The 22,196-nt window shown below is 56.8% G+C and carries 18 protein-coding genes; 16 read left to right on the plus strand and 2 right to left on the minus strand.

The genetic code is table 11. The features are described 5' to 3' along the window. The first annotated feature begins 7 nt into the window (after window positions 1-7). Genes purU through M0D66_RS21650 form a run of 5 tightly spaced genes read left to right on the plus strand, consistent with a single transcriptional unit; the run spans window position 8 to window position 6,050 of the window. Window positions 8-883 (plus strand): formyltetrahydrofolate deformylase, encoded by an 876-nt coding sequence (gene purU / locus M0D66_RS21630; RefSeq protein WP_266211539.1) that lies wholly within the window; start codon window positions 8-10, stop codon window positions 881-883. Between the two features lie 20 nt (window positions 884-903). Next, the gene (locus M0D66_RS21635; RefSeq protein WP_266211540.1) at window positions 904-2,154 is read left to right on the plus strand and encodes a sarcosine oxidase subunit beta family protein; all 1,251 of its coding nucleotides are present in this window, start codon (window positions 904-906) and stop codon (window positions 2,152-2,154) included. Window positions 2,155-2,166: 12 nt separating this feature from the next. Then, window positions 2,167-2,487, plus strand: a complete 321-nt coding sequence (locus tag M0D66_RS21640) for a sarcosine oxidase subunit delta (protein ID WP_266211541.1) — start codon at window positions 2,167-2,169, stop codon at window positions 2,485-2,487. Then, the gene (locus M0D66_RS21645; protein ID WP_266211542.1) at window positions 2,474-5,473 is read left to right on the plus strand and encodes a sarcosine oxidase subunit alpha family protein; all 3,000 of its coding nucleotides are present in this window, start codon (window positions 2,474-2,476) and stop codon (window positions 5,471-5,473) included. The genes M0D66_RS21640 and M0D66_RS21645 overlap by 14 nt, the downstream gene beginning before the upstream one ends. Further along, a complete protein-coding gene (locus M0D66_RS21650) occupies window positions 5,466-6,050 on the plus strand; it encodes a sarcosine oxidase subunit gamma (RefSeq protein WP_266211543.1) in 585 nt (194 codons plus the stop codon). The genes M0D66_RS21645 and M0D66_RS21650 overlap by 8 nt, the downstream gene beginning before the upstream one ends. A gap of 159 nt (window positions 6,051-6,209) precedes the next feature. Here the strand turns inward: M0D66_RS21650 and M0D66_RS21655 are convergent, their stop codons facing one another. Next, window positions 6,210-7,400, minus strand: a complete 1,191-nt coding sequence (locus M0D66_RS21655) for an amino acid aminotransferase (RefSeq protein ID WP_266211544.1) — start codon at window positions 7,398-7,400, stop codon at window positions 6,210-6,212. A 622-nt stretch (window positions 7,401-8,022) separates the two neighbouring features. Here M0D66_RS21655 and folD point away from each other — a divergent pair. The 4 genes from folD to M0D66_RS21675 all read left to right on the plus strand — a co-directional run bounded on the left by folD (window position 8,023) and on the right by M0D66_RS21675 (window position 13,037). After that, window positions 8,023-8,889: a bifunctional methylenetetrahydrofolate dehydrogenase/methenyltetrahydrofolate cyclohydrolase FolD gene (gene folD, locus M0D66_RS21660; protein WP_266211545.1), complete on the plus strand. Its 867-nt coding sequence runs from the start codon at window positions 8,023-8,025 to the stop codon at window positions 8,887-8,889. 467 nt (window positions 8,890-9,356) lie between these two features. Continuing rightward, entirely contained in the window at window positions 9,357-10,499 is a 1,143-nt protein-coding gene (locus M0D66_RS21665; RefSeq protein WP_266211546.1) for a porin, read from the plus strand. Window positions 10,500-10,761: 262 nt separating this feature from the next. Next, the gene (locus M0D66_RS21670) at window positions 10,762-12,009 is read left to right on the plus strand and encodes an aromatic ring-hydroxylating dioxygenase subunit alpha (protein WP_266211547.1); all 1,248 of its coding nucleotides are present in this window, start codon (window positions 10,762-10,764) and stop codon (window positions 12,007-12,009) included. After that, window positions 12,006-13,037, plus strand: a complete 1,032-nt coding sequence (locus tag M0D66_RS21675; RefSeq protein WP_266211548.1) for a flavin reductase family protein — start codon at window positions 12,006-12,008, stop codon at window positions 13,035-13,037. The genes M0D66_RS21670 and M0D66_RS21675 overlap by 4 nt, the downstream gene beginning before the upstream one ends. 5 nt (window positions 13,038-13,042) lie before the next feature. Here the strand turns inward: M0D66_RS21675 and M0D66_RS21680 are convergent, their stop codons facing one another. Beyond that, window positions 13,043-13,954 (minus strand): LysR substrate-binding domain-containing protein, encoded by a 912-nt coding sequence (locus tag M0D66_RS21680; protein WP_266211549.1) that lies wholly within the window; start codon window positions 13,952-13,954, stop codon window positions 13,043-13,045. 361 nt (window positions 13,955-14,315) lie between these two features. Between M0D66_RS21680 and M0D66_RS21685 the strand changes: the two genes are divergently transcribed. The 7 genes from M0D66_RS21685 (at window position 14,316) to M0D66_RS21715 (ending at window position 21,945) form a co-directional block, all read left to right on the plus strand. Continuing rightward, on the plus strand, window positions 14,316-16,739 hold the full coding sequence (locus tag M0D66_RS21685; protein WP_266211550.1) for an FAD-dependent oxidoreductase: 2,424 nt from the start codon (window positions 14,316-14,318) through the stop codon (window positions 16,737-16,739). Between the two features lie 16 nt (window positions 16,740-16,755). After that, window positions 16,756-17,505, plus strand: a complete 750-nt coding sequence (locus M0D66_RS21690) for an electron transfer flavoprotein subunit beta/FixA family protein (protein ID WP_266211551.1) — start codon at window positions 16,756-16,758, stop codon at window positions 17,503-17,505. 10 nt (window positions 17,506-17,515) lie between these two features. Continuing rightward, window positions 17,516-18,460: an electron transfer flavoprotein subunit alpha/FixB family protein gene (locus M0D66_RS21695; RefSeq protein WP_266211552.1), complete on the plus strand. Its 945-nt coding sequence runs from the start codon at window positions 17,516-17,518 to the stop codon at window positions 18,458-18,460. 75 nt (window positions 18,461-18,535) lie between these two features. Then, on the plus strand, window positions 18,536-19,579 hold the full coding sequence (locus M0D66_RS21700) for a glycine betaine ABC transporter substrate-binding protein (protein WP_266211553.1): 1,044 nt from the start codon (window positions 18,536-18,538) through the stop codon (window positions 19,577-19,579). Between the two features lie 50 nt (window positions 19,580-19,629). Next, a complete protein-coding gene (locus tag M0D66_RS21705) occupies window positions 19,630-20,556 on the plus strand; it encodes a proline/glycine betaine ABC transporter permease (RefSeq protein WP_266211554.1) in 927 nt (308 codons plus the stop codon). Next, window positions 20,553-21,383 (plus strand): glycine betaine/L-proline ABC transporter ATP-binding protein, encoded by an 831-nt coding sequence (locus tag M0D66_RS21710; RefSeq protein WP_266211555.1) that lies wholly within the window; start codon window positions 20,553-20,555, stop codon window positions 21,381-21,383. The genes M0D66_RS21705 and M0D66_RS21710 overlap by 4 nt, the downstream gene beginning before the upstream one ends. A gap of 22 nt (window positions 21,384-21,405) precedes the next feature. Next, complete coding sequence (locus M0D66_RS21715; RefSeq protein ID WP_266211556.1) at window positions 21,406-21,945, plus strand: hypothetical protein; 540 nt, start codon at window positions 21,406-21,408, stop codon at window positions 21,943-21,945. Window positions 21,946-22,196: the final 251 nt, after the last annotated feature.

Raw genomic sequence — 22,196 nt, forward strand, 5'->3', positions numbered from 1 at the left:
GGCCATCATGACCGCAACGACGCAAGCAACTGAAGCAACGAACTACCTGTTCACTTTCCAATGCCCCGACCGTCTCGGCATTCTCGCCAAGGTGTCGAATCTGCTTTTCCAGCAGGGTGCGTACGTCACGGAGTCGTTCCACTACGGTGACCCGCAGACTAAGCATTTCTTTGCGCGCATGGTATTCGACGACCACGTACTTAACGGCGGCATTGACGAACTCAACCAGAAGCTTTCATCGCTGGCAAACGAACTGGACATGCGGTTTGCAATTCGTCCGGCGGCATACCGTCCGAAAGTGTTGATTGCAGTTTCGAAATATGACCATTGCCTGAACCTACTGCTTACCAAGTGGCGCGCTGGTGCTTTGGCAATCGACATCGTCGGTGTCGTCTCGAACCATAACGACTGTCGGAGTCTAGTGGAATGGTACGGCATCCCGTTTCATCATTACCCGATTACGCGGGAAACAAAGCCTCAGCAGGAAGCGCAGATACTCGACCTGTTCGCGACGACGGGAGCCGAACTCCTCGTCCTCGCGCGCTATATGCAGATTCTGTCCGACGAAATGAGCCGGCGGCTCGAAGGGAAGGCCATCAACATCCACCATTCCTTCCTGCCAGGCTTCAAGGGCGCTCGTCCTTACCATCAGGCGCACGAGCGCGGCGTCAAGGTGATTGGTGCAACCGCTCACTTTGTGACGAGCGACCTCGATGAAGGTCCCATCATCGCGCAAGAGGTCAAGCCTATTGACCACGCGTACACCGCGGACGACATGGTTCTCGTGGGACAGGACACCGAGGCAGTCGCGCTCGCAAACGCCGTACGCCTCTTCAGCGACGGTCGAATTTTCCTTAATGGCCATCGAACGGTCATTCTGTAACTCCTGTCGCAGAGGTTCGCTTGGAACACTACTCTTTCTGGTCTCTCGCAAAACACGCGTTGAGCGGTCATCGGCGATGGACCCCGGCGTGGCGCACGAGCGAGCCCAAGCGTCGCTATGACGTGGTCATCATCGGCGGTGGCGGCCAGGGGCTGTCGACCGCCTACTATCTGGCGAAGAATCACGGCATCACCAACGTCGCTGTCATAGAGAAGGGTTGGTTGGGCGGTGGCAATACTGGCCGTAACACAACGGCTATTCGCTCCAACTACTTTTACCCAGAAAGCACGCGATTTTTTGAACGCTCTTTGCAACTCTACGAGGGGCTGAGCAAAGAGTTCAATTACAACGTGATGTTTAGTCAGCGCGGCGTCCTCACGCTGGCGCATACACCACATCAGCTTGATGGTCTAAACCGCTGGTCGAACTCGATCCAGTTGCAAGGAATCGACGCCGAGATGCTCAGCGTTGAACAGATTCACGAGTACCTCCCGCTTCTGGACGTGAGCAAGGAGGCACGTTTCCCTGTCATGGGCGGGTTTATTCAGCGGCGTGGAGGCGTTGCGCGCCACGACGCTGTAGCCTGGGGATACGCGCGTGGCGCTGATGCGATGGGCGTAGACATCATCCAGAACTGCGAAGTCACCGGCTTAAGCATTTCCGGAAATCGTATCCAGGGTGTGCAGACGGCAAAGGGATTCGTCGCCGCAGACAAAGTCATCATCACCGTTGCCGGAAACTCGTCCGTAGTTGCACGAATGGCAGGTATCAAATTACCGATTGTGTCGATGCCGTTGCAAGCGATGGTGAGCGAACCCGTTAAGCCCATTCTGGATGGCGTCGTGAATTCGCCTGCTGTGCATGCCTATGTAAGCCAGTCAGACCGAGGCGAAATCCTCATTGGTGGCCGGACCGATGCGTACCCTTCGTATGGCCAGCGGGGTACGCTGCCGGCCCTCGAAGACACGCTGAGCGCGACCCTCAATATGTTTCCGGCGTTCAGTCGCCTCAAGCTCATGCGTCAGTGGGCAGGCATCGTTGATATCTCGCCTGACTCGAGCCCGATTCTCGGAAAGACACCAGTCAAGTCACTGTTCATCAGCACAGGCTGGGGCACCGGGGGTTTTAAGGCGATACCAGTAGGGGGAGAAACGATGGCCTACACCGTCGCCAACGACCGTCCGCATCCTCTTATCGAACCCTTTGCTCTTGACCGGTTTTCCATGGGCCGCTTCGTGAATGAAGCGGCGGCTGCCGGCGTCGAACATTAAACGGAAAGACCCATGTTACGGATTCCTTGCCCCTATTGCGGAAGCTTGCGGGATGAAGACGAGTTTACTTTCGGCGGCCCTTATCAGCGGGTCCGGCCCGCCACACCGGCGAAGTTGAGCGACGAGGAATGGAGCGACTACCTCTTCAGCCGCGAGAACGCTCGTGGCGCTAGCCTTGAACGTTGGCGCCACACTTTCGGATGCAGGCAATGGTTCGGTATCGAGCGGGATACCGTGACACATGCGCTGCTGAAGATTTTCACGTTTGAAGAGGTTCCTCGCAGTGGCCCGTACGCGCTGAGCCTGGAAGGAGGCGTCCATGAAACGGTATAAGCGCGTGCCGGTATTCGCCGAAACGTCTGGTTCGCATCGCCGGGAGGTCGAGTTCTCCTTCGATGGAAAGCGATACATGGCGCTTCAGGGAGACACGCTCGCGGCGGCTCTCCTCGCCAATGGCGTCGACATTGTCGGCCGAAGTTTCAAGCTGCACCGTCCGCGCGGTCTTATGGGCCGTGGTATTGAAGAGCCCAACGGTTTGGTCCAGCTTGAGGCCGGGGGGTTTGATGAACCGAACGTCCGCGCGACGCTCATGCCGCTGTACGATGGACTGAAGGCCAAGAGCCAAAACGCATGGCCCAACGCCAATTGCGATTTGATGGGCGTGCTGGACAAGTTTTCCAGCCTGCTGCCGGCGTCGTTCTACTACAAGTCGATGATTTGGCCGAGTTGGCACTTCTATGAGCGACTCGTGCGTCCGGTCGCTGGCTTGGGAAAGTCACCGACAGTCCCTGACGCGCAGAAGTATCAAAAGCGAAATGCTCATTGCGACGTGCTCGTAGTGGGCGGCGGCCCCGCTGGTCTGCGCGCGGCGTTCCTTGCTGGCTCGGCCGGATTGCGAGTCATCCTTGCCGACGACGCGGAACAGTTCGGCGGCTCCCTGCTCGGAGAGCGCTTCCAGATCGCCGGCGCTCCGGCGTCAAATTGGGTGCGGGACATGGTGTCTCGCCTGGAGAAGATGGACAACGTCCAACTGCTCCCTCGAACCAACGTAAGTGGGTATTACGAACACAACGTCTTGTCTGCTCAGCAGCGGGTTGCAAACCACTTGGGCCCAGTGAACCAGAGCGGACGCCTTCGAGAGCGGCTTTGGAAAATCCGGTCGCGCACAGTCATTTTGGCAACGGGTGCGCTTGAACGTCCGTTGGTTTTCGCAAATAACGACCGCCCCGGTGTCATGCTTGCGTCGGCTGTGCGAATGTATGTAAACCACCACGGCGTGCTGCCCGGTAGCAACGTCGTCATCGCGACAAATAACGACAACGCGTATCTGACCGCTTTTGACCTGCATGCTGTCGGGGTGCGTTCGCTAACTGTCGTCGACACGCGCCCGGTGGTCGATACAGCTCTCACGACCAGGTTGAAAGCGGCAGGCATAAAACACTATGTCGGCTACGGAATCGCTGACGTCATGGGTAAGCGAAAAGTCAGGGCGGTGAAGCTGGCGAAGCACTTGCAGGCAGGAAATCTCGAGGCCCCGCATCAAACGGTGCCGTGTGATTTGGTGGCAATGTCGAGCGGCTGGACGCCGACCATTCATTTGTTCAGTCAAGCCGGCGGTTCGCTGAAACTCGACGACACCCAATTGTGTCTCGTCCCCGATGCGTGTGCGCAGTCCGTCAAAGTTGTTGGCGCCGCCAATGGCGCCTTCTCGCTCGCGAAATGTCTGGAGGAGGCAACGTCGGGGGCGATGGAGACGCTGCGTGCGCTGGCTGTTACGGATGCGCCAGACTTGCTCGCACCAGTTGTCGACGCAGAGCATGAGGAGACTTTACGCATACAGCCCTACTGGTACACGCAAGGCGCGCCGACCAACAAGCAGTGGCTCGACTTCCAATACGACGTGAAGGTGTCGGACGTCGAACTCGCGATGCGCGAAAACTTCGTATCGGTCGAGCATGTGAAGCGATATACGACCGGCGGTATGAGCGTTGACCAGGGCAAGTCCAGCAACTTCAATATCCTGGCAGTGATGGCCGAGCTTAGCGGTCGACCCATCGTCAAGGTGGGAACGACGCGCTTTCGACCGCCTTATCAGCCCGTGACGCTAGGGGCGTTCGCCGGCGGCACAGTAGGCAAACTCTATGCCCCGTATCAGAGCCTTCATGCGACGAGTACCCACCGCGCTCTGAATGCGAAGTTTGGCGACTATGGCTGGCAACGTCCTGACTTTTATCCGCGTGGAACCGAAGACATCGTTCAAGCAACGCATCGGGAGGTGGCCGCGGTTCGAAACAACGTCGGTATGTTTGATGGGTCGCCGCTTGGCAAGCTTGAGGTGAAAGGGCCGGACGCCGCCAGGTTTCTAAACCGCATGTACGTGAACAACCTCACCACCGTCAAACCAGGCTCGGCGCGGTACGCCATGCTGTCAAACGACAACGGCGTTCTTATCGATGATGGCGTCGTGGTACGGCTGGCCGAAGACCACTTTCTCGTGCACACGACAAGCGCGGCGTCAGGGCGCGTCTTCCTTCTGATGGAGGAATACCTCCAGTGCGAATGGCCTGACTTGAAAGTCCACGTGAATAACGTGACCACGCAGTGGGCGAACGTGACGATTTCCGGTCCGAAGGCCCGTGATGTTATGCAACAGGTGGAATCTGACATCGATTTTTCGGCTACGGCATTTCCTCACATGCAGTTCAGGTCCGGCAAGTTCGCCGGAGCGAACGCGCGCATCTTGCGCGCAAGCTTTACAGGTGAAGTGACTTACGAGATATCCGTTCCAGCCAGATACGGTCAGGCACTTTGGACCTTCATGGCCGAAGCCGGTGAGCCGTTTGGCATAACGCCGTACGGCGTCGAGGCGCTCGAGGTCATGCGTACGGAGAAAGGCTACCTTCACGTCGGCGCCGACACGGACGGATGTTCCAACGCACTTGATATTGGATGGGGAAAAGTCATCGAGAAAAAGGTGGACGATTTTATCGGGCGACGCTCGCTGCAACGTCCAGAAGATAAGAGGAGCGGTCGTCTGGAGTTTGTCGGTCTTGAAAGCCTTAACGCCTCGTCGCAATTACCTGTAGGCGGCCACTTCGTCGACGCCTACGCAGCGGGTCAGCCATCTCGCTCTGACGGATATGTAACCTCGTCCTGCCTCAGCCCGACACTGAAGAAGTCAATCGGATTGGGCATCCTTCGCGATGGTTTTAGCCGGCTGGGTGAAGAGGTTCGAATCTATTCCAACGGTCGCGTCATTCTGGCACGTGTCGTCCCTACTGCCCATTTCGACCCAAAGGGAGAGCGTCTCAATGCTTAAGCTGCAAGCCCGCACGACGGTCACATCGCAATTTTTTAGGGGACACAATTTCCCGGTCGATACTCCCTCACTGCGCGTTTCGGAGGTCCCCCTGCATGGAATCATTCGAATCCAGGGGGACAGCGAGTCCGCACAGACGCGAGCCATTATCGAGTCGGTGTTGGCGCTGAACTTGCCTCTCCCTGAGCGCTCAACTCAAGATAAATCGAAACGGCTCGCGTGGGTCGGGCCAAACGAATGGCTCGTCCTCTGCGCTGTGGAGGAAGAGTTGGGTATCCTCGATGAACTCACCAAGGCGCTAGCTGATCAGTTTTCGACAGTCACCTTGGTGTCGGATAGCCGGGTATCTTTTCTTGTTGCTGGTGATGTAGCTGCTGACTTTGTTGCAAAAGGATGTGCGATTGACCTGCATGCGACGGCATTTCCGGTTGGCGCTACGGTCACGACACGCTTCGCAGGATTGCCGGCCATGCTTCTGCACAGGGACACATGTGAATACGTCCTGTACTTCGACGTATCGATGGCCGGCTTTCTCATCGACTGGCTGAGTGACGCTGCCGAGGAATTCGACGTCTGAAACGCTTCAGAGCGATGGTGCAAATCGCACGCGTCCACTAAGAGACTCGTTAAAGAACCTGAGAGATTGGCGGCGCCGCGAGGGGAGGCTGTACCAACATCGTTGGAACTATGGGTCGCTTGCTTGAGCGAGCGACCCAATCCTAAAGCGGCTGCGAGCTTACCGCATGACTCGGGCGAAAGCTTCGCCCACGTAATCGACATTCGAATTGTTCAGGCCGGCAACGCAAATTCGGCCGCTCGAGACCGCATACACGCCGAACTCGGATTGCAGCGTGGCCACCTGTGCAGCAGAGAGCCCAGTGTAAGCAAACATGCCGCGTTGCTTGATGAGGTAGTCGAAGTTCCTTCCCGGCACAAGTTCGCTCAGTGTGTCGTGCAGTTGCGTTCGCATAGATGCGATTCGACGGCGCATACCTTCAAGCTCGCCGGCCCACTGCTGTTGCAGCAATCCATCGGAGAGCACGGTGGCGATGAGTCGCATGCCTTGGGTTGGCGGACTGGAATAGTTCCTGCGAACAGTGAACTTGAGTTGCCCGAGGACATTGGCCGCTTCCTTGGGTTTGGAGCAGTGTACGGTCAGCGCGCCGCAGCGCTCTCCATAAAGAGAGAAGATCTTCGAGAATGAATTGCTGACCAGGAAGTCGACCTTTCTGCGCGCAAGCTCGCGTACGACAAAGGCGTCATCGGCAAGGCTTTCAGCAAAACCCTGATAGGCCATGTCAACGAACGGGATAAGGTTGCGCGCCAGCACCACGTCGAGAATCTTTAGCCACTGGTCGCGGCTGGGGTCGACACCAGTCGGATTGTGGCAGCAGGGATGGAGCAAAACGATGTCGTGCTCAGCCAGACGACCGAAATCTTCAAGCATGCCGTCGAAGTCGAGGCCTTTTGTATTTGGGTTGTAGTAGCGATACCGACCGACGGTAAACCCAGCGCCTTCGAAAATGCCGATGTGGTTGTCCCAAGTGGGATCGCTCACATAGATCGTGCTTTCAGGAAAGTGATAGCGCAAAAAGTCCGCGCCGACCTTGAGCGCGCCACTTCCTCCAAGGGACTGGATGACGGCGAGCGAATCATGGAGGTCGTTGACCTCCTTGCCAAGAAGGAGCCCCGACACTTGGGAGCGGTAGTTCCGGTCACCTTCGATTGGCAAGTATGAAGTGGGCGTGTTCGATTCAAAGACGCGCGCGGCCGCAGCTCTCACGGACTGCAGTACCGGAATTCGGCCCTCTTCGTCGTAGTAGATACCGACGCCGAGGTTGACCTTCAGTGGTCGCGAATCCTGTGCAAATTTTTCCATCAAACCCAGAATGGGGTCGCCAGCATATGGTTGAACATGAGCAAACATTGAGTTGTTCCTAAAGCAAGGGTGAGGTCTTTTAAGCGTGCCGCGCAAAAATCCGGCGTTGCGAATTAGCGGCTGGCACAGCGTGAACCACGCCATGGCTCGCTTGGGTCTCCGTACACAAGCTCAACGCGCGCGGCCTCGATAGGGGCTTTCATTAGTTCCTCAAGTGCCCTGTCTACGAATGCCCATGAGTCTGGAGCGCCAGCTAGCAGGAGCGCGTCACGCATGACGTTGTAGTCCAGGACGTCCTCGAGTACGTCTGTCTCCGCGGACGAATTCTCATATCGAACCCAAATTTCGACGTTCACGTGCGCCCGTTGCAGCCCACCTTCGAGCTCCGTCGGTTTCCATCTGCGCAGGAAGAGGCGTCGGCACTCCAGAGGCAAGTCTATCGGCAGGCAGTTGTACTCGGTTTCCAAGAGAATTAGCTTAAATGTTCAGATGTGTACGGAATTTACTCTTGCCAGGGTAGCTCGACAAGGTCTCCGAAATATGCGATTTCTGGGCCTATGCATGCAAAAAAATGATGAAGTTACACGTCGCAGCAGTCATGTACAGTGATGAGCATTACTGATTTTGGCGGCGACGTTGTGGTTGCTGCCAAGGACCAAGCGGAGTTGAAATGAGTCAGGCGACAGTCATCGATGGCGTGGCAGTGTCCAACAAGTTGAGGAATGAGGTTTCAGCTCGTGCAGCGGAGCTGCTGAACAAAGGCGTGGTTCCGGGGCTGGCGGTCGTTCTGGTAGGGGATGACCCGGCGAGCGCGGTTTATGTGCGGAACAAGGTCAAGGCGTGCGAGCAGCACGGGCTGCGGTCTACACTAGACCGCCTTCCTGCAGAGACGACTGAACGCGATTTGCTCAACCGTATTGCTGAACTTAACGCGGACCCGACCGTGCACGGAATTCTTGTGCAGTTGCCGCTGCCAAAGCACATCGACAGTCACAAAGTCATCGAGGCGATCTCTGCTGAAAAAGATGTCGATGGATTCCACGTTGCAAACGCAGGCGCCTTGATGACCGGCAGTGCTCGTTTCAAACCGTGCACGCCTTATGGTGTGATGAAGTTGCTCGAGGCTTATAACATCCCTGTCTCAGGGAAGCAGGCCGTCGTCATCGGTCGTTCGAACATCGTTGGCAAGCCGATGGCTTTACTCCTTCTCGAGGCCGGCGCAACGGTGACCATCTGTCACAGTAAAACCCCGGACTTGGCGGCGCACACACGGAACGCGGACGTCGTGGTCGCAGCAGTAGGCAAGCGCAAGGTGCTGACCGGTACCATGGTCAAGCCGGGGGCGACTGTGATCGACGTTGGCATGAATAAGACTGACGAAGGAAAGCTCTGTGGCGACATCGACTTTCCGTCGGTGGTAGAAGTTGCGGGTTATGCCACCCCTGTACCGGGCGGAGTAGGGCCCATGACGATTACCATGTTGCTTGTTAATACGCTCGAATCTGCAGAACTTTTCGCTGCACAGAACGAAAAGTAAGACCAGGCGTTCTGCCTGAACCACCGTCAAATCACCACGCAGACGCCCATTTTTCGTCTGCGTGCGTGCCTTAGTCGTTCTTCACGCGTCAATCAAACCCATCGCGTTCAATAGTGCGACGCCACGCCTGCGGCGGGTTCGTCTTCGTCTTTGTCCTTCGTTGACCATCGATAGATAGAGGGTTGCGGCGCGTCGAAAGTGTGCTGTTTTGGTGACAAACCTATTCGGTGCACCTCCGAAAAAACCCTTATGCCCGTGTGCTCGCCCAGAGCATGCCTAGCCCGATGTGCCGTCAGTGCGAGGTGTTTGCGGTTCATTCCTTAACGAATGCAATGCATTCGATTCTTTGGTTTGCGGCGCGTTTTTGCGCTTCTTAGTCTCCACCAAGCACTACCCAAATAGGCCAGGCGTCGCTTATCCGCTCGGGCCACAAGTCATATTAACGATGTGCAAGTTTGGAGATTCAAATGAAAAGGCAACTCACCGTCCTCGCATTGATGCTCGCTACAGCCCCGACGGTCTTCGCGCAGTCGACGGTCACGCTCTACGGGATTATTGATGAAGGTCTCAACTACACCAACAATACCGGTGGCAATCACAACTTCGAGATGGCGTCGGGCTACGCATATGGAAGTCGCTGGGGGCTGAAGGGGAACGAGGACTTGGGCGGAGGGACGAACGCCGTCTTCGCGCTCGAAAATGGCTTCGACCTCAATAGCGGACGCGCCAATCAAGGCGGCCGCATGTTTGGGCGGCAGGCTTATGTCGGCGTCAGCAGCCAATATGGTGCGCTCACCATGGGCCGTCAGTACGACTCTATGGTTGACTTCATGGCGCCGACTACCGCCAACGGCAACTGGGCGGGTTATCTTTTTGCGCATCCGTACGACAACGACAACACTGACAACTCGTTTCGTGTGAGTAACTCAGTCAAATACGCGAGCCCGAATCTCGGAGGATTCAAGTTTGGCGGCGTGTACGGCTTCAGTAATACCGCTGGACAGTTCGCCAACAACCGCCTTATGAGTGCTGGCGCTAGCTACTCGGGCGGTGCTGTCACGATTGGGGTGGCATACATGGACATCAACAACGTAGGTGTCGGCTCTACAGGTGCAGTCGCAGCAAACGACGCAAGCTTCTTCGCAGGGCATGAGCGCACCTTCGGTGCGGGCATCAACTATAAGATTGGACTGGCAACTGTCGGCTTTGCCTACGACCACACCCACCTCGATAATCCGACTGGCAACGGCTATTTGGCGCCGTCAGCTTTCCCTGCGGGCATCAACGTCAACTCGCTGACCTTCGACAACTTCGAACTGAATGCGCAGTACTACATCACGCCAACGTTTTTCGTCGGCGGCATGTACACGTATACCCGCGGTCATTACGACGCCAGCAATGGCAACTCGCATCCGAACTGGAACCAGTTCGGTCTGATGGCAGACTACAACCTCTCGAAACGCACGGACGTGTACGTCCAGACCGTGTACCAGAAGGTGTCTGGTTCGACCGGTACATTCCTGGACCAGGCGTACATCACGGGTACGGATAACTCGTCCTCAAGCAACAAGCAGTTCGTTGCTCGTGTAGCGCTTCGCCACCTCTTCTAAACCGATTTTTTCCGGACGGACACGGGCGAATCTGCTCGTGACCGTGGAAAGGTGCCATCAAAGCGAGGCCGCGTTCGGCGCGGCCTCGTGCCTTATGTAGCCAAAGTCCCGTCGCTCGGGCGCTCCTTACGAGCCGGTCGCGAGCGCTGACCGCCAGAAACGCATGCAGAGCATCAGGATTTCTCGATTGCGTTGAATTTTCGTTGCGATTCAAATCGGCATACAGGTCGTCTCCCCACCGTACTTCACAAAGAAACTCATCATGCTGTCAAATTCGCAATTCGCTGCTCTCATCGATTCCCGTCAGCCTGGGCGGTCGCTGCCGCAACCCTTCTACACCGACGAAGCGGTGTTCAATCGCGAGCTCGAGCTTATCTGGGAACGGCAATGGTTGTTCGCGGGTATGACGGCGCAGATTCCGAAGTCGGGAAATTGGTTCACAGTCCAGCTTGGACGAAGCTCCATCGTGGTCATTCGCGACCGCGCCAAAACCGTCCGCGCCTTCTACAACACCTGTCGTCATCGCGGCTCGCGCGTCTGTGCCGGCGAGAAAGGCTCATCCGCCACGCTTGTCTGCCCCTATCACCAATGGACTTACGGACTCGACGGAAAGCTGATGTTCGCCAAGGAAATGGGTCAGGATTTCGATATGTCGGCGTTCTCTCTCAAGCCGGTGCATTGCGAAACCGTGGAGGGTTACATCTTTATCTCTCTGGCTGACGAGCCTGCTCCGTTCGAGCAGTTCAGGGAGAAGGTCTCTCCGTACATCCGGCCCCACGGACTCGATAACGCAAAAATTGCACACGAAACGACCATCATCGAGAAGGGCAACTGGAAGCTCGTCCTCGAAAACAATCGCGAGTGTTATCACTGCACCGGCAGTCACCCTGAGCTTCTGAGGACCATTTCTGAATTCGATGGACCGACTGACCCTCGTTTCGGTGGTGACTACGCAATCAAATGCGAGAAGGACGAGGCGCGCTGGACGGCCGCAGGTCTGCCCCACCAACCCATCGAGACCGATGAGGGATACCGGCTCGTACGCGTTGCCATGGAGCGCGGCCTGTCATTTACGATGAGTGGCGCGCTTGCCAGCAAAAAGCTGCTCGGCACCAATCAAGATGCTGACGTGGGTTCGCTTCGTCTTTTACGCTTTCCGAACACCTGGAATCACGTGCTCTCCGACCACGCGGTTGCGTTCCGAATTCTCCCGCTGAGCCCGACAGAAACTCAAGTGACCACATGGTGGTTGGTCAGCAGCGAAGCGGTAGAAGGCGAAGACTACAACCTGAATGAGCTGACTGCTGTCTGGGCTGCAACCAACGCGCAGGACCAGAAGCTCGTGGAGGCGAATCAGCAAGGCATCAATTCGAAAGGCTATCAGCCCGGCCCTTATTCGCCGCTTGTCGAAAGCGGAGTGACCGAATTCATCAGTTGGTATCTCGATACGCTTCGAAGCGAGCTGCGAGGAGCGCCCACCGTCATTCCTGTGGAGTGCACCCAAGCATGACCTCCAGTCCATTCGTTGAGGCGACGTGCGTCGATATTCGAAGCGAGACTTGGAATGTGAAGACATTCCGATTCCGTACGGATAACTCGGACGGCGGGTTCGTGTTCAAGGCCGGACAGTACGTGACCTTGGGGCTGGAAATCGGCAAGGAGACTCTCTACCGCTGTTACACCGTCTCCTGTGCCCCGGAAAGTCAGGGGCCGGGCGAATTCGAAATTACGGTCAAACACTCGGCTGGCGGGCTGGTATCGACGTGGTTGCACGAGACGCTGCAGGTCAACATGAGGATTCAGGTATCCCACGCTACCGGTGACTTCGTGCTGCCGCATGACCGTAGCGAGCCGTTGCTCCTCATTGCGGGAGGCGTCGGAATCACGCCTTTGATGTCCATGGCTCGGCAACTTCACATGCAGGAAAAAGCAGCAGACATCGAGTTCCTGCAGTTCGCGCGAACGTCAGACGATATTCTCTTTCGCGACGAGCTGACAGAAATGGGCTCCGTATCGCGCGGGATTGTGCCGCGCTTTTTCGCCTCGCGTTCGAGCAACAGCGATTGTCAGCCGGGCAGGCTCTGTAGCGACCTACTGGATAAGTTTGTCCCCAGTTGGAAGTCGCGCACGGTGCTGTGTTGCGGGCCGGACTCTTTCATGGCGGATATGAAGGAGACCTTCGTTCGCAACGGCGGCGACCCGGCCAAATTTCATCAGGAAAGTTTCAACATCCCTGACTCGCCGCCAGCGCACGTAGTCACCAATGCAGATGTTTCGACCGTTCGGCTTGCTGATTCTGGCTTCGATGTAATCTGCGAATCAGGATCCACGGTCCTGGACGCGGTGCACGCGTCGCCGCGTGGCGTAAAGATACCGAACGCCTGTCGGTCGGGCGTGTGTGGCACATGCAAGCTGCGCATGCTCGAGGGAAAAGTGGACATGCAGCACAACGGCGGGATTACGGACGATGAAGTCGATGAGGGCTACATCCTGACGTGCTGTTCAGTGCCACTTTCAAACATCACAGTCGAGTACTGAGGGAGTTAGGTCCACAGGCTCCGCTTGCCAAAGTCAATCAGCCATTCGAGGAACGTGCGGGCAGGCGCGCTGAGTTCCTCGTTTTCGGTGTAGATGATGTATTCGGAAAGGCCGGTCTTGATGGAGATGTCGAGCGGTCGGACCAGCAGTGTTTCGCGCGCTTCGTGCGGGATACCATAGGCCCATGCCAGCGCAACACCTTTGCCGCTGCATGCGGCCCGATAGACAAGGTCGTAGTTCGACACGGTGATGTTTTTGTGCAATACGCCAGGCTGATATCCGGTTCCTTCAAACCACGCGTCCCAAGAGTTGAATTCGGAGATTCCCGAGTCGAGCTCGATCAACTCACACTTCAGCAAGTCCTGAATGCTCTCGATGTTGTGCTCGTGCTGGTATGAGGGGGCACAAACCGGAAAGATCTCTTCTTCGAATAGCTTCACCTTGGTGATGTTGGGCCAATGTCCGTCGCCGTAACGTATTGCCAGGTCGATAGGGTCTTGCCATGGGTCCACGGGTAAATTGCTCGCCAATACCCGTATGTCGATGTCGGGGTACTGACTGCGGAAGTCGATGATGGCCGGCATCAGCCAGAAACTGGCCATCGCATTGCTTGCGGCGATGGTAACCGTGCTGGTATCCAGCGCTTCAATCATCGTGACCGCGCGACGAATCGAATTGAGGCTTTGGGCGATGGCTTGCTGAAATATAAGCCCAGCGCGCGTCAACTGAATTTCCTTGTGACGTCGATTGAACAGCGTCACGCCCATCCGCTCTTCGAGCACCTGAATCTGCCGACTCACGGCGCCCTGAGACAAATGTAACTCCTCCGCTGCGCGCGTGAAGCTCATCAGCCGGGCCGATGCTTCGAAAGCCGCGATGGTGTTGAGTGGTGGAAGACGTTTGCGCTGGGTTGCCACTTGTCAGCCTCGATAGGGGCAGGCCGATGCGCCTGCACGCGATTGAATGTCTGGATGTCCGGGAATGTACTGGATTCCAAAAAAGCAGGCTACGCGCGCGGCGTCAAACCGCCTCAGGAATTTCCCTACCCTCGTTTCGCCCGCCACATAAGGCGTCGAACGGAAATCTCATGATATCAGCGAGTTGGGGCGCTTTTGAGCTTGCATGAAAATTTTGATGCATAACCTCAACTCTTTTGAGTTTCGGCCCGAATTCTGGCTACCTAAGTTTGAGGCTCGACATTCACCTTTGGGTGGATTGCACTGACGGGCCTTCCTGATTCACTCAAGCGAAGACGAATAGATTGAAACTGGCGGAAAAATGAAATCTCACTATCAGGCTGTGGTCATTGGTGGCGGTGTGGTTGGTTGCTCGGTTCTCTATCACCTGACCAAGTTTGGTTGGAAAGATGTCGCGCTGCTTGAGCGCAAAGTACTGACGGCCGGCTCGACATGGCACGCGGCAGCGGGCTTCCATTCCATCAATAGCGACCCCAACGTGGTGCGGCTCCAGGCCTACACGATCGCGCTCTACAAGGAGATTCAGGAAATCGGCGACCAGGACGTCGGGCTGCACGTGCCGGGCGGCGTGGCCATGGCGGCGACGCCGGAGCGCTGGGAGTTCCTGCGTACTGAGGCGAGCCGGCACCGTTTCATGGGCATCGAGAGTGAGCTCATCACGCCCTCGGAAATCAAGGCGCTTTGCCCGCTCGCAGAGGTTGGAGAAGTGCTGGGCGGTTTGTGGACACCTGACGAGGGTCACCTTGATCCTTACGGCGCAACGCAGGCTTATGCGCGCGCAGCCAGGAAACAAGGCGCTGAGATTCATCAGCATACGAAGGTGGAAAGCCTCGAGCAACGGCCTGACGGCACGTGGAATGTGTACACCGACAAAGGCGTCATCCATGCCGAGCACGTGGTCAACGCTGCAGGCCTGTGGGCGCGCGAAGTGGGAATGATGGCCGGCGTCAAGCTTCCGCTCATCCCGATGGAACACCATTACCTGATCACCGAGACGATTCCGGAACTCGAAGCGTTCGGGAAAGAAATTCCCGTCATGGTGGACCTGGACGGCGAAATATACATGCGACAAGAGCACAAGGGCGTGCTCTTCGGCGTCTACGAGAAAAACTCGACGCCGTGGTCGTTGGCGGGGACGCCGTGGGAGTATGGAGAGACCGACCTTCTTCAGCCGAATCTCGAGAAGCTTGAGAACGAACTCATGAAGGGCTTTGAGCGATTCCCGAGCGTTGGTAACGCTGGCATTAAGCGCATCGTGAATGGTCCCTTCACATTTACTCCGGATGGCAACCCGCTCGTCGGTCCGGTGCGCGGCAAGCGAAACTACTGGGCCGCTTGCGGCTGCATGGCTGGTTTCAGCCAGGGCGGCGGCATGGGTCTCGCACTCGCGCAGTGGATGATTAACGGCGAGCCGTCGGACAATGTGTTCGGTTTCGACGTGGCGCGCTTTCCGAAGCTGACTCAGAATTTTGTCACCGCAAAAGCACAAGAATTCTACGAGCACCGCTTCTACCTCGCCCGTCCGAACGAGCAGTGGCCCGCTGGTCGCCCGATGCGCACCACGCCGCTCTATGAGTATCAGCAGGACAAAAACGGGGTCTTTGGCGTCAGCTACGGACTCGAGACGCCGATGTGGTTCGCGCGTCAAGGCGATGAAGCGTTTGAGACGCCTACTTTCAAGCGTTCGAATGCTTTTGAAGTCGTCGCTGAAGAATGCATAAATGTTCGCGATAACGTCGGATTGTTTGATGCAAGCGGATACGCCAAGTACGAGGTAACCGGCCCCGGCGCCTATGCGTGGCTCGACCGCATGTTCGCATCGAAGATTCCTGCAGTGGGGCGCGCGCGCCTCGCCCCGATGCTCGGCGAGTCCGGACGACTGATGGGTGACCTGACCATTCTCCGCCCGGCAGAGGAAACATTCCTCATCACCGGTTCGGGCTATTTGCAAGAGTGGCACATGCGCTGGTTTGAAGCGTATCTGCCTTCGGACGGGTCCGTCCGGATCGAGAACCGAAGCGACTCGCTTTCCATGCTGGCAGTTGCCGGGCCCAAGGCAGCCCAACTGATCGAGCGACTTGTTGGCAAAGCGGCTGTCGATGCGGCGAAGCCACTGCTCTCGGTGACCAAGGCAGAAGCTGGGGTCGTGCCTGTGATGATGGCTCGCATGTCTCTGACGGGTGAGTACGGCTTCGAGCTCTACTGTGAGTCCACCTACGTGCGCACTCTGTACAAGCAACTATTCGAGAGTGGCGTAGACCTCGGCCTGCGCGAATACGGCGTATGGGCGCTACTTTCGATGCGCCTGGAAAAAGGCTTCGGTATCTGGTCTCGTGAATTCGCACCCGAGTACACACCATTCCAGAACGACCTCGGCCACTTTGTCGACCTCGCGAAAGCTGACTTCATCGGCCGGGAAGCGGCAATCAAGGCGAAGGATGAGACGCCGACACACAAGCTTGTGATGCTCGAAGTGGCAGCCACTGACGCGGATGCGAGTGGATTTGAGCCCATCTGGATTGGTGAGAAAGTCGTTGGTTTCACCACGTCCGGCGGATACGGGCATACGGTGAAGAAGAGCCTGGCGCTTGGCTACATCGAGACATCGTCTATCAACGCAGATACGAACTACGAAGTTCACGTGCTCGGCGAGCGCCGAACTGCAAAGCTTGTTTCGCAAGTCCCTTACGACCCGACGGGCGCCCGCATGCGTGCGCCGAAGTAATCCAGGAATGATTGAAATGAAGATTCTGGTAGGTGTAAAGCGTGTCCCCGATCCGAACGTCAAAGTACGCGTACGTGGTGACGGCGCCGGTGTTGACCTCGCCAACATCAAGATGACCATCAACCCCTTCGACGAGATTGCAGTCGAAGCCGCAGTGAGAATGAAGGAAAGCGGTGGCGCATCCGAAGTGGTAGTCGTCTCTTGCGGAACCACTCAGTCGCAGGACGCGTTGCGGACAGCGTTGGCGATGGGAGCAGATCGGGCAATTCTCGTCCAGACCGATGCCGAACTGCAGCCGTTGGCCGTCGCAAAGATCTTGAAGGAGTTGGTCACGAAGGAGTCCGCGGAGCTCGTGCTTCTGGGTAAGCAAGCTATCGATGACGACTCCAATCAGACCGGTCAATTGCTCGCTGCGCTGCTTGATGCGCCTCAGGCGACATACGCCTCCTCAATCAAGCGACAGGGTGACCAATTGACTGTCGTGAAGGAAACCGACTACGGACGCGAAACGGTTGAGATGAGCTTTCCCGCCGTCATTACGGCGGACCTTCGTTTGAACGAACCGCGTTACGTCACCCTCCCGAACCTGATGAAAGCGAAGAAGAAACCGCTGGGGGTTGTCGACGTCGCAAGTCTCGGTGTTGATATCGCGCCGCGGTTCCGCACCGTGAGCGTGCGTGAACCGGTGGCGCGCAAGCCGGGCGAGTTGCTTCCCGATGTAGACGCACTGGTGTCGCGTCTGCGCGCTGAGACAAACTTAAACTGAAGGTACGTTCATGGCTATTCTTGTTATTGCAGACGTCCTTGATGACGCGCTGCTCCCATCGACCTTCAACACTGTCACGGCCGCGCGAGAGATCGCAGCGCTCACCGGTGGCGACGTTCATCTGCTGTTGGTGGGCGAGCGCTTCGACGATTCCGCAAAGGCCTCTGCCCGATTGCCCGTCGACAAGGTTGTGATGGCGACTTCGCCAGGTCTTGCTGACCGCAATGTCGAGGGTGTTGCAAAGACCGTTCTCGCCGTTGTTGGCAACGACTACACCCACGTTTTGCTCGGCGCCTCAAGTTTTGGTAAGAGCGTCGCGCCGCGCGTTGCGGCGAAGCTGGACGTCGCTCAGTTCTCGGAAATCACAGCAGTCAAGGGAGCAGCCCTATTCGAGCGCCCTACGTATGCCGGCAACGTGATTGCGACGGTCGAGGCGCTTGATGCAGTCAAAGTCATCACTGTTCGCTCTACGGCATTCGCTGCAGCCCAGTTTGGGGATGACGTGGCGACGATTGAGCAGTCAGATGCCGAAACGGCTGAGCGTTATGCCCGAGTCACCGAGCGACACAACGAAGTGTCGGATAGACCAGACCTCGCGTCCGCAAAAATTGTCGTCTCGGGCGGCCGAGGCTTGGGTAGCAAAGAAAACTACGACCGCGTCCTGACACCCTTGGCAGACAAGCTCGGTGCTGCACTCGGCGCCTCGCGAGCGGCCGTAGACGCTGGTTTCGCTCCTAATGACCGCCAGGTCGGTCAAACAGGCAAGGTGGTCGCGCCCGATGTGTATGTCGCGATTGGTCTTTCTGGCGCTATCCAGCATCTTGCTGGTATGCGCGAATCGAAGGTCATCGTCGCGGTGAACTCTGACCCGGATGCGCCGATTTTCGGCGTCGCGGACTACGGACTGGTTGCCGACCTTTTTACTGCAGTGCCTCATTGGCTTGAGGCTCAATAAGTGTTGTAACTGACCGACCTCGGCTCAGCCAGGACACTGGCGAGTCGAATTTATCTAAGACCCCATGAGGCACCCATGAACTATCAGACGATTCTAGGAGTGGCGGCGGTTACCTTCGGCTTTGCCGGCATGTCTGCGTCGGCGTTCGCCGCACCCACTTCGCCTTGGTGTAGTTCAGGGAAGCCCATCAAGTTCGCGGAAATCGGCTGGGACAGTGGCAAATTCTTCACCGAGATCGCTCGATACGTCCTCGAAAAGGGCTACGAATGTAAGACGGAAACGGTGAACGGGTCCAACTCCATCACACTTGGCGCTGTTTCGACGAACGACCTCCAGGTCTTCGTTGAATATTGGAACGGCCGTACTGCCGCTGTGGAAACGGCAGCGAAGGAAGGGAAGGTTAAAGTCGTCGGCGATCTGGTCAAAGGCGGCAGTGTTGAGGGTTTTTACGTACCGACATACGTGGTTCAGGGTGACCCGAGGCGCGGCATTAAAGCTGTTGCGCCCGACCTGAAGTCTGTGTCGCAGCTTCCAGGTTACAGCAAAATCTTCGCTGACCCCGAAGACCCGACTAAAGGCAGCGTTCTCAACTGTCCCATCGGCTGGCAGTGCGAGTCCGACAACAGTCAAAAGCTGAAAGCGTACAAGCTTGATACATCGTTTACGAACACGCATCCCGGGACCGGAGCAGCAATGGATGCGACGATTGCTTCGGCATACGAGCGTGGTAAACCGATTGTCTACTATTACTATCAGCCGTCGACTCTGTTGGCGCGATACCCCTCGATTCGGCTAGACGAACCGGCATTCAGTGAAAAGTGCTGGAAGACGATCAATAACAGTAAAGATTCCAGCCCTTGCCCGTCGGCATCCCCCGTAACCAATTTGAAAGTTGTTGTGTCGGCTCCCTTCGCGGCGGCTGATAGCACCACGGTCGACTTCCTAAGCAAGATGTCACTGCCGATGTCGGCCGTGAATCAGGCGCTTGCCAGCATGGGCGCGACAAAAGCCGACCCGCGTTCGCTGGCTATCCAGTACCTGAAGGCAAATCCGCAGGAGCTCGCGACGTGGGTTCCTGCAGACGTTGCTAAAAAAGTAGAAGCGTCGATTTCGAATTAGGTGTGATGCCAGTTGCCCCTTTGCGGGCAACGGGTTATGGAGGCGGCGTTGTGAATGATATTTTTGTCTCAGTGAACGTGGCTGATTCCATCAATCAGGGCTTCACTCGAATAGTCCAGCAGTATGCTGACCAATTCCATGCTGTCAGTACGTGGCTCCTGGTATGGGTGCTTAACCCGGTGGAGCATGGCCTTCAGGCGACTCCACCTGTTGTCCTTTTGCTGGCGCTTGGATTGTTGGCGTGGCTGGGCACCCGCCGGCTCGGGCCGACTCTGATGATGGTCGCGCTCACCTATGGCATCGGTTGCCTCGGTCTCTGGAGTAAGCTCATCTCGACAGTTTCCATCATGGCAGTATCTCTGCTGGTGACGGTGATCCTCGGAATTCCGATGGGCATTGCGATGGCTAAGTCGAAAGGTTTGAGAAGAATCCTCAATCCTGTTCTCGACATGATGCAGACGCTCCCGTCCTTTGTGTACCTCATTCCGGTCCTGATGCTTTTCGGACTTGGGCGAGTGCCGGCCGTTTTTGCGACGACGGTCTACGCCTTGCCGCCGCTCATGCGCCTGACCGAGTTGGGGCTTCGGCAGCTACCAGAGGATGTGCTTGAGGCGTCTCAAGCGTTTGGAGCTACACCAATTCAGCAACTATTTGCCGTCGAACTACCTCTCGCCTTGCCGTCAATCATGGCGGGCGTCAACCAGGCGGTAATGATGTCGCTCGCAATGGTGGTCATCGCCTCGATGATTGGTGCGAAAGGTCTCGGAGAGGACGTTCTGGCAAGCATTAACAACCTTGATATGGGGCAAGGCATCCAGGCCGGTCTTGCAATCGTGATGCTCGCGGTAGTTTTCGACCGGGTAACGCAGGCCTATGGCCGCTCGCGACGCGAGCGCCTGAAAACGGTCAAGGCATGCAAGCAGCTTAGCCGGAAGCCGGGCGCAACAAGTGCGGATGAGCAGGAGGCGAAAGCATGACTTCCACGCTGATTGAACTACGAAACGTTTACAAAATCTTTGGTAGGGATTCGGGCAGCGTTCGAGCTGCACAGGATGCTGCTCGCAATGGGGGCAGCCGACAGGACATCCTCGAATCTACGAATTGCACGATTGCAGTACGTGACGTCTCACTGGAAATTCGGGAAGGCGAGATTTTCGTCATCATGGGTCTGTCAGGGTCGGGTAAGTCGACGTTGGTCCGACATTTCAACCGCCTGATTGAGCCGACGTCCGGCCAATTGCTCTTTCGTGGCAAGGACATTCTCAAGCTATCTAAAGCCGAGATGCGAAACGTGCGTCGACATAACATTGGCATGGTGTTTCAGAGCTTCGCGCTGTTGCCACACAAAACGGTGATGGAAAACATCATCTTTGGAAGGATGCTACGGGGCGATTCAAAGACTGCTTCCTTAGCGGATGCCGAGAAGTGGATCCAAGGCCGCATTGGATTGCAAGGCTATGGAGATAAGTTTCCGGACGAACTCTCTGGAGGAATGCGGCAGCGCGTGGGACTTGCTCGCGCGCTTGTGTCGGACCCAGACATCCTTCTCATGGATGAGGCGTTTTCTGCGCTAGACCCCCTGATTCGCGCCGACTTGCAGGATCTGTTGCTGGAGATGCAAAACGAATTGAAGAAGACGGTCATCTTCATCACGCACGACATCGACGAAGCGATGAAACTCGGCTCTCGAATTGCCATCATGAAGGATGGGGAGGTCGTTCAGGTTGGAAGTCCGGATGAGATTCGGAACAACCCTGCGAACGACTACGTGCGACGCTTCTTCAAGAAGGGCGCGGCGCACTGAGCGCTACGCATGGGCCCGCGCCTTGGACGACCAATCGTGCAATCTTCCGGAAGAAATTTCTGGCAGCTACCACCGGGAGATTCTGGCTGCCCATGAGGGCGAGATATTAGGTCACAGTTTCTTCAGGGAAATGTCGTGTCGCTATCAGGCCGACCCGTACGCCAAACGAACGTTTATGCTGCTGGCCGAGGTCGAACGGGGTACGCGTGTATTGATGCGAGACTTACTGGCGAAACATCATGTGGCGTGTCCAGCGCCGGATGTTTCAATCGCGCGGGGACTCGCCGTCGCTCAAAGTCTGAGTGGCGTCGCGTGGGACAGGCTAATGGTCGAGATGGCCAAGCGGATCTCTCCGGCCGTCGTTCGGTTCGAATGTCTTCTAAGCAAGGCGCCTGTTGATGACCGAGTGGTTATCGCATTACTCGTCGAGCATGAGCGGGCTCTTGATGCTTTTGTGCGGTGCAAGCCACATCGCAGCAATGAAGCGTTGAGACCATGCGTGAAATATCTGCGTCGGCTAAAGCTACACAACGCAAGCGTGAGTTGCGTCGGCCCGCATTGAGCGTCGGTCCTCCTATATCGGGCGTATCAAAGGGGGCGTGGTGTAGCAATGACCCCGAGCCACGCTGTTCGACGCCCCGATTGTCTCCACGGTCACCAATTCCAAGAGTTGGTGACTTTCGGGCGTCGTATGGGCATGTTCCCTACGACGCCTTTTCTCCAAATGGCTACACCCTTGTTTTGCGCTGACGGCGTGGGGAGAGTGCCGAGCTTAGGTCAGCGTCTATCTTGTGAGGCGCCGGTCAGGCTACA

The organism is Paraburkholderia sp. SECH2, from assembly GCF_030464795.1.
GTDB classification, from domain to species: Bacteria; Pseudomonadota; Gammaproteobacteria; order Burkholderiales; family Burkholderiaceae; genus Paraburkholderia; species Paraburkholderia aspalathi.

Bases quoted from the DNA above. Each gene is read 5' to 3' on its own strand.
- M0D66_RS21640 (WP_266211541.1), top strand. From the start codon at position 2,167: ATGTTACGGATTCCTTGCCCCTATTGCGGAAGCTTGCGGGATGAAGAC.
- M0D66_RS21670 (WP_266211547.1), top strand. From the start codon at position 10,762: ATGCTGTCAAATTCGCAATTCGCTGCTCTCATCGATTCCCGTCAGCCT.
- M0D66_RS21690 (WP_266211551.1), top strand. From the start codon at position 16,756: ATGAAGATTCTGGTAGGTGTAAAGCGTGTCCCCGATCCGAACGTCAAA.
- M0D66_RS21650 (WP_266211543.1), top strand. From the start codon at position 5,466: ATGCTTAAGCTGCAAGCCCGCACGACGGTCACATCGCAATTTTTTAGG.
- M0D66_RS21695 (WP_266211552.1), top strand. From the start codon at position 17,516: ATGGCTATTCTTGTTATTGCAGACGTCCTTGATGACGCGCTGCTCCCA.
- M0D66_RS21645 (WP_266211542.1), top strand. From the start codon at position 2,474: ATGAAACGGTATAAGCGCGTGCCGGTATTCGCCGAAACGTCTGGTTCG.
- M0D66_RS21700 (WP_266211553.1), top strand. From the start codon at position 18,536: ATGAACTATCAGACGATTCTAGGAGTGGCGGCGGTTACCTTCGGCTTT.
- M0D66_RS21655 (WP_266211544.1), bottom strand. From the start codon at position 7,400: ATGTTTGCTCATGTTCAACCATATGCTGGCGACCCCATTCTGGGTTTG.
- M0D66_RS21675 (WP_266211548.1), top strand. From the start codon at position 12,006: ATGACCTCCAGTCCATTCGTTGAGGCGACGTGCGTCGATATTCGAAGC.
- M0D66_RS21685 (WP_266211550.1), top strand. From the start codon at position 14,316: ATGAAATCTCACTATCAGGCTGTGGTCATTGGTGGCGGTGTGGTTGGT.
- purU (WP_266211539.1), top strand. From the start codon at position 8: ATGACCGCAACGACGCAAGCAACTGAAGCAACGAACTACCTGTTCACT.
- M0D66_RS21665 (WP_266211546.1), top strand. From the start codon at position 9,357: ATGAAAAGGCAACTCACCGTCCTCGCATTGATGCTCGCTACAGCCCCG.
- M0D66_RS21710 (WP_266211555.1), top strand. From the start codon at position 20,553: ATGACTTCCACGCTGATTGAACTACGAAACGTTTACAAAATCTTTGGT.
- folD (WP_266211545.1), top strand. From the start codon at position 8,023: ATGAGTCAGGCGACAGTCATCGATGGCGTGGCAGTGTCCAACAAGTTG.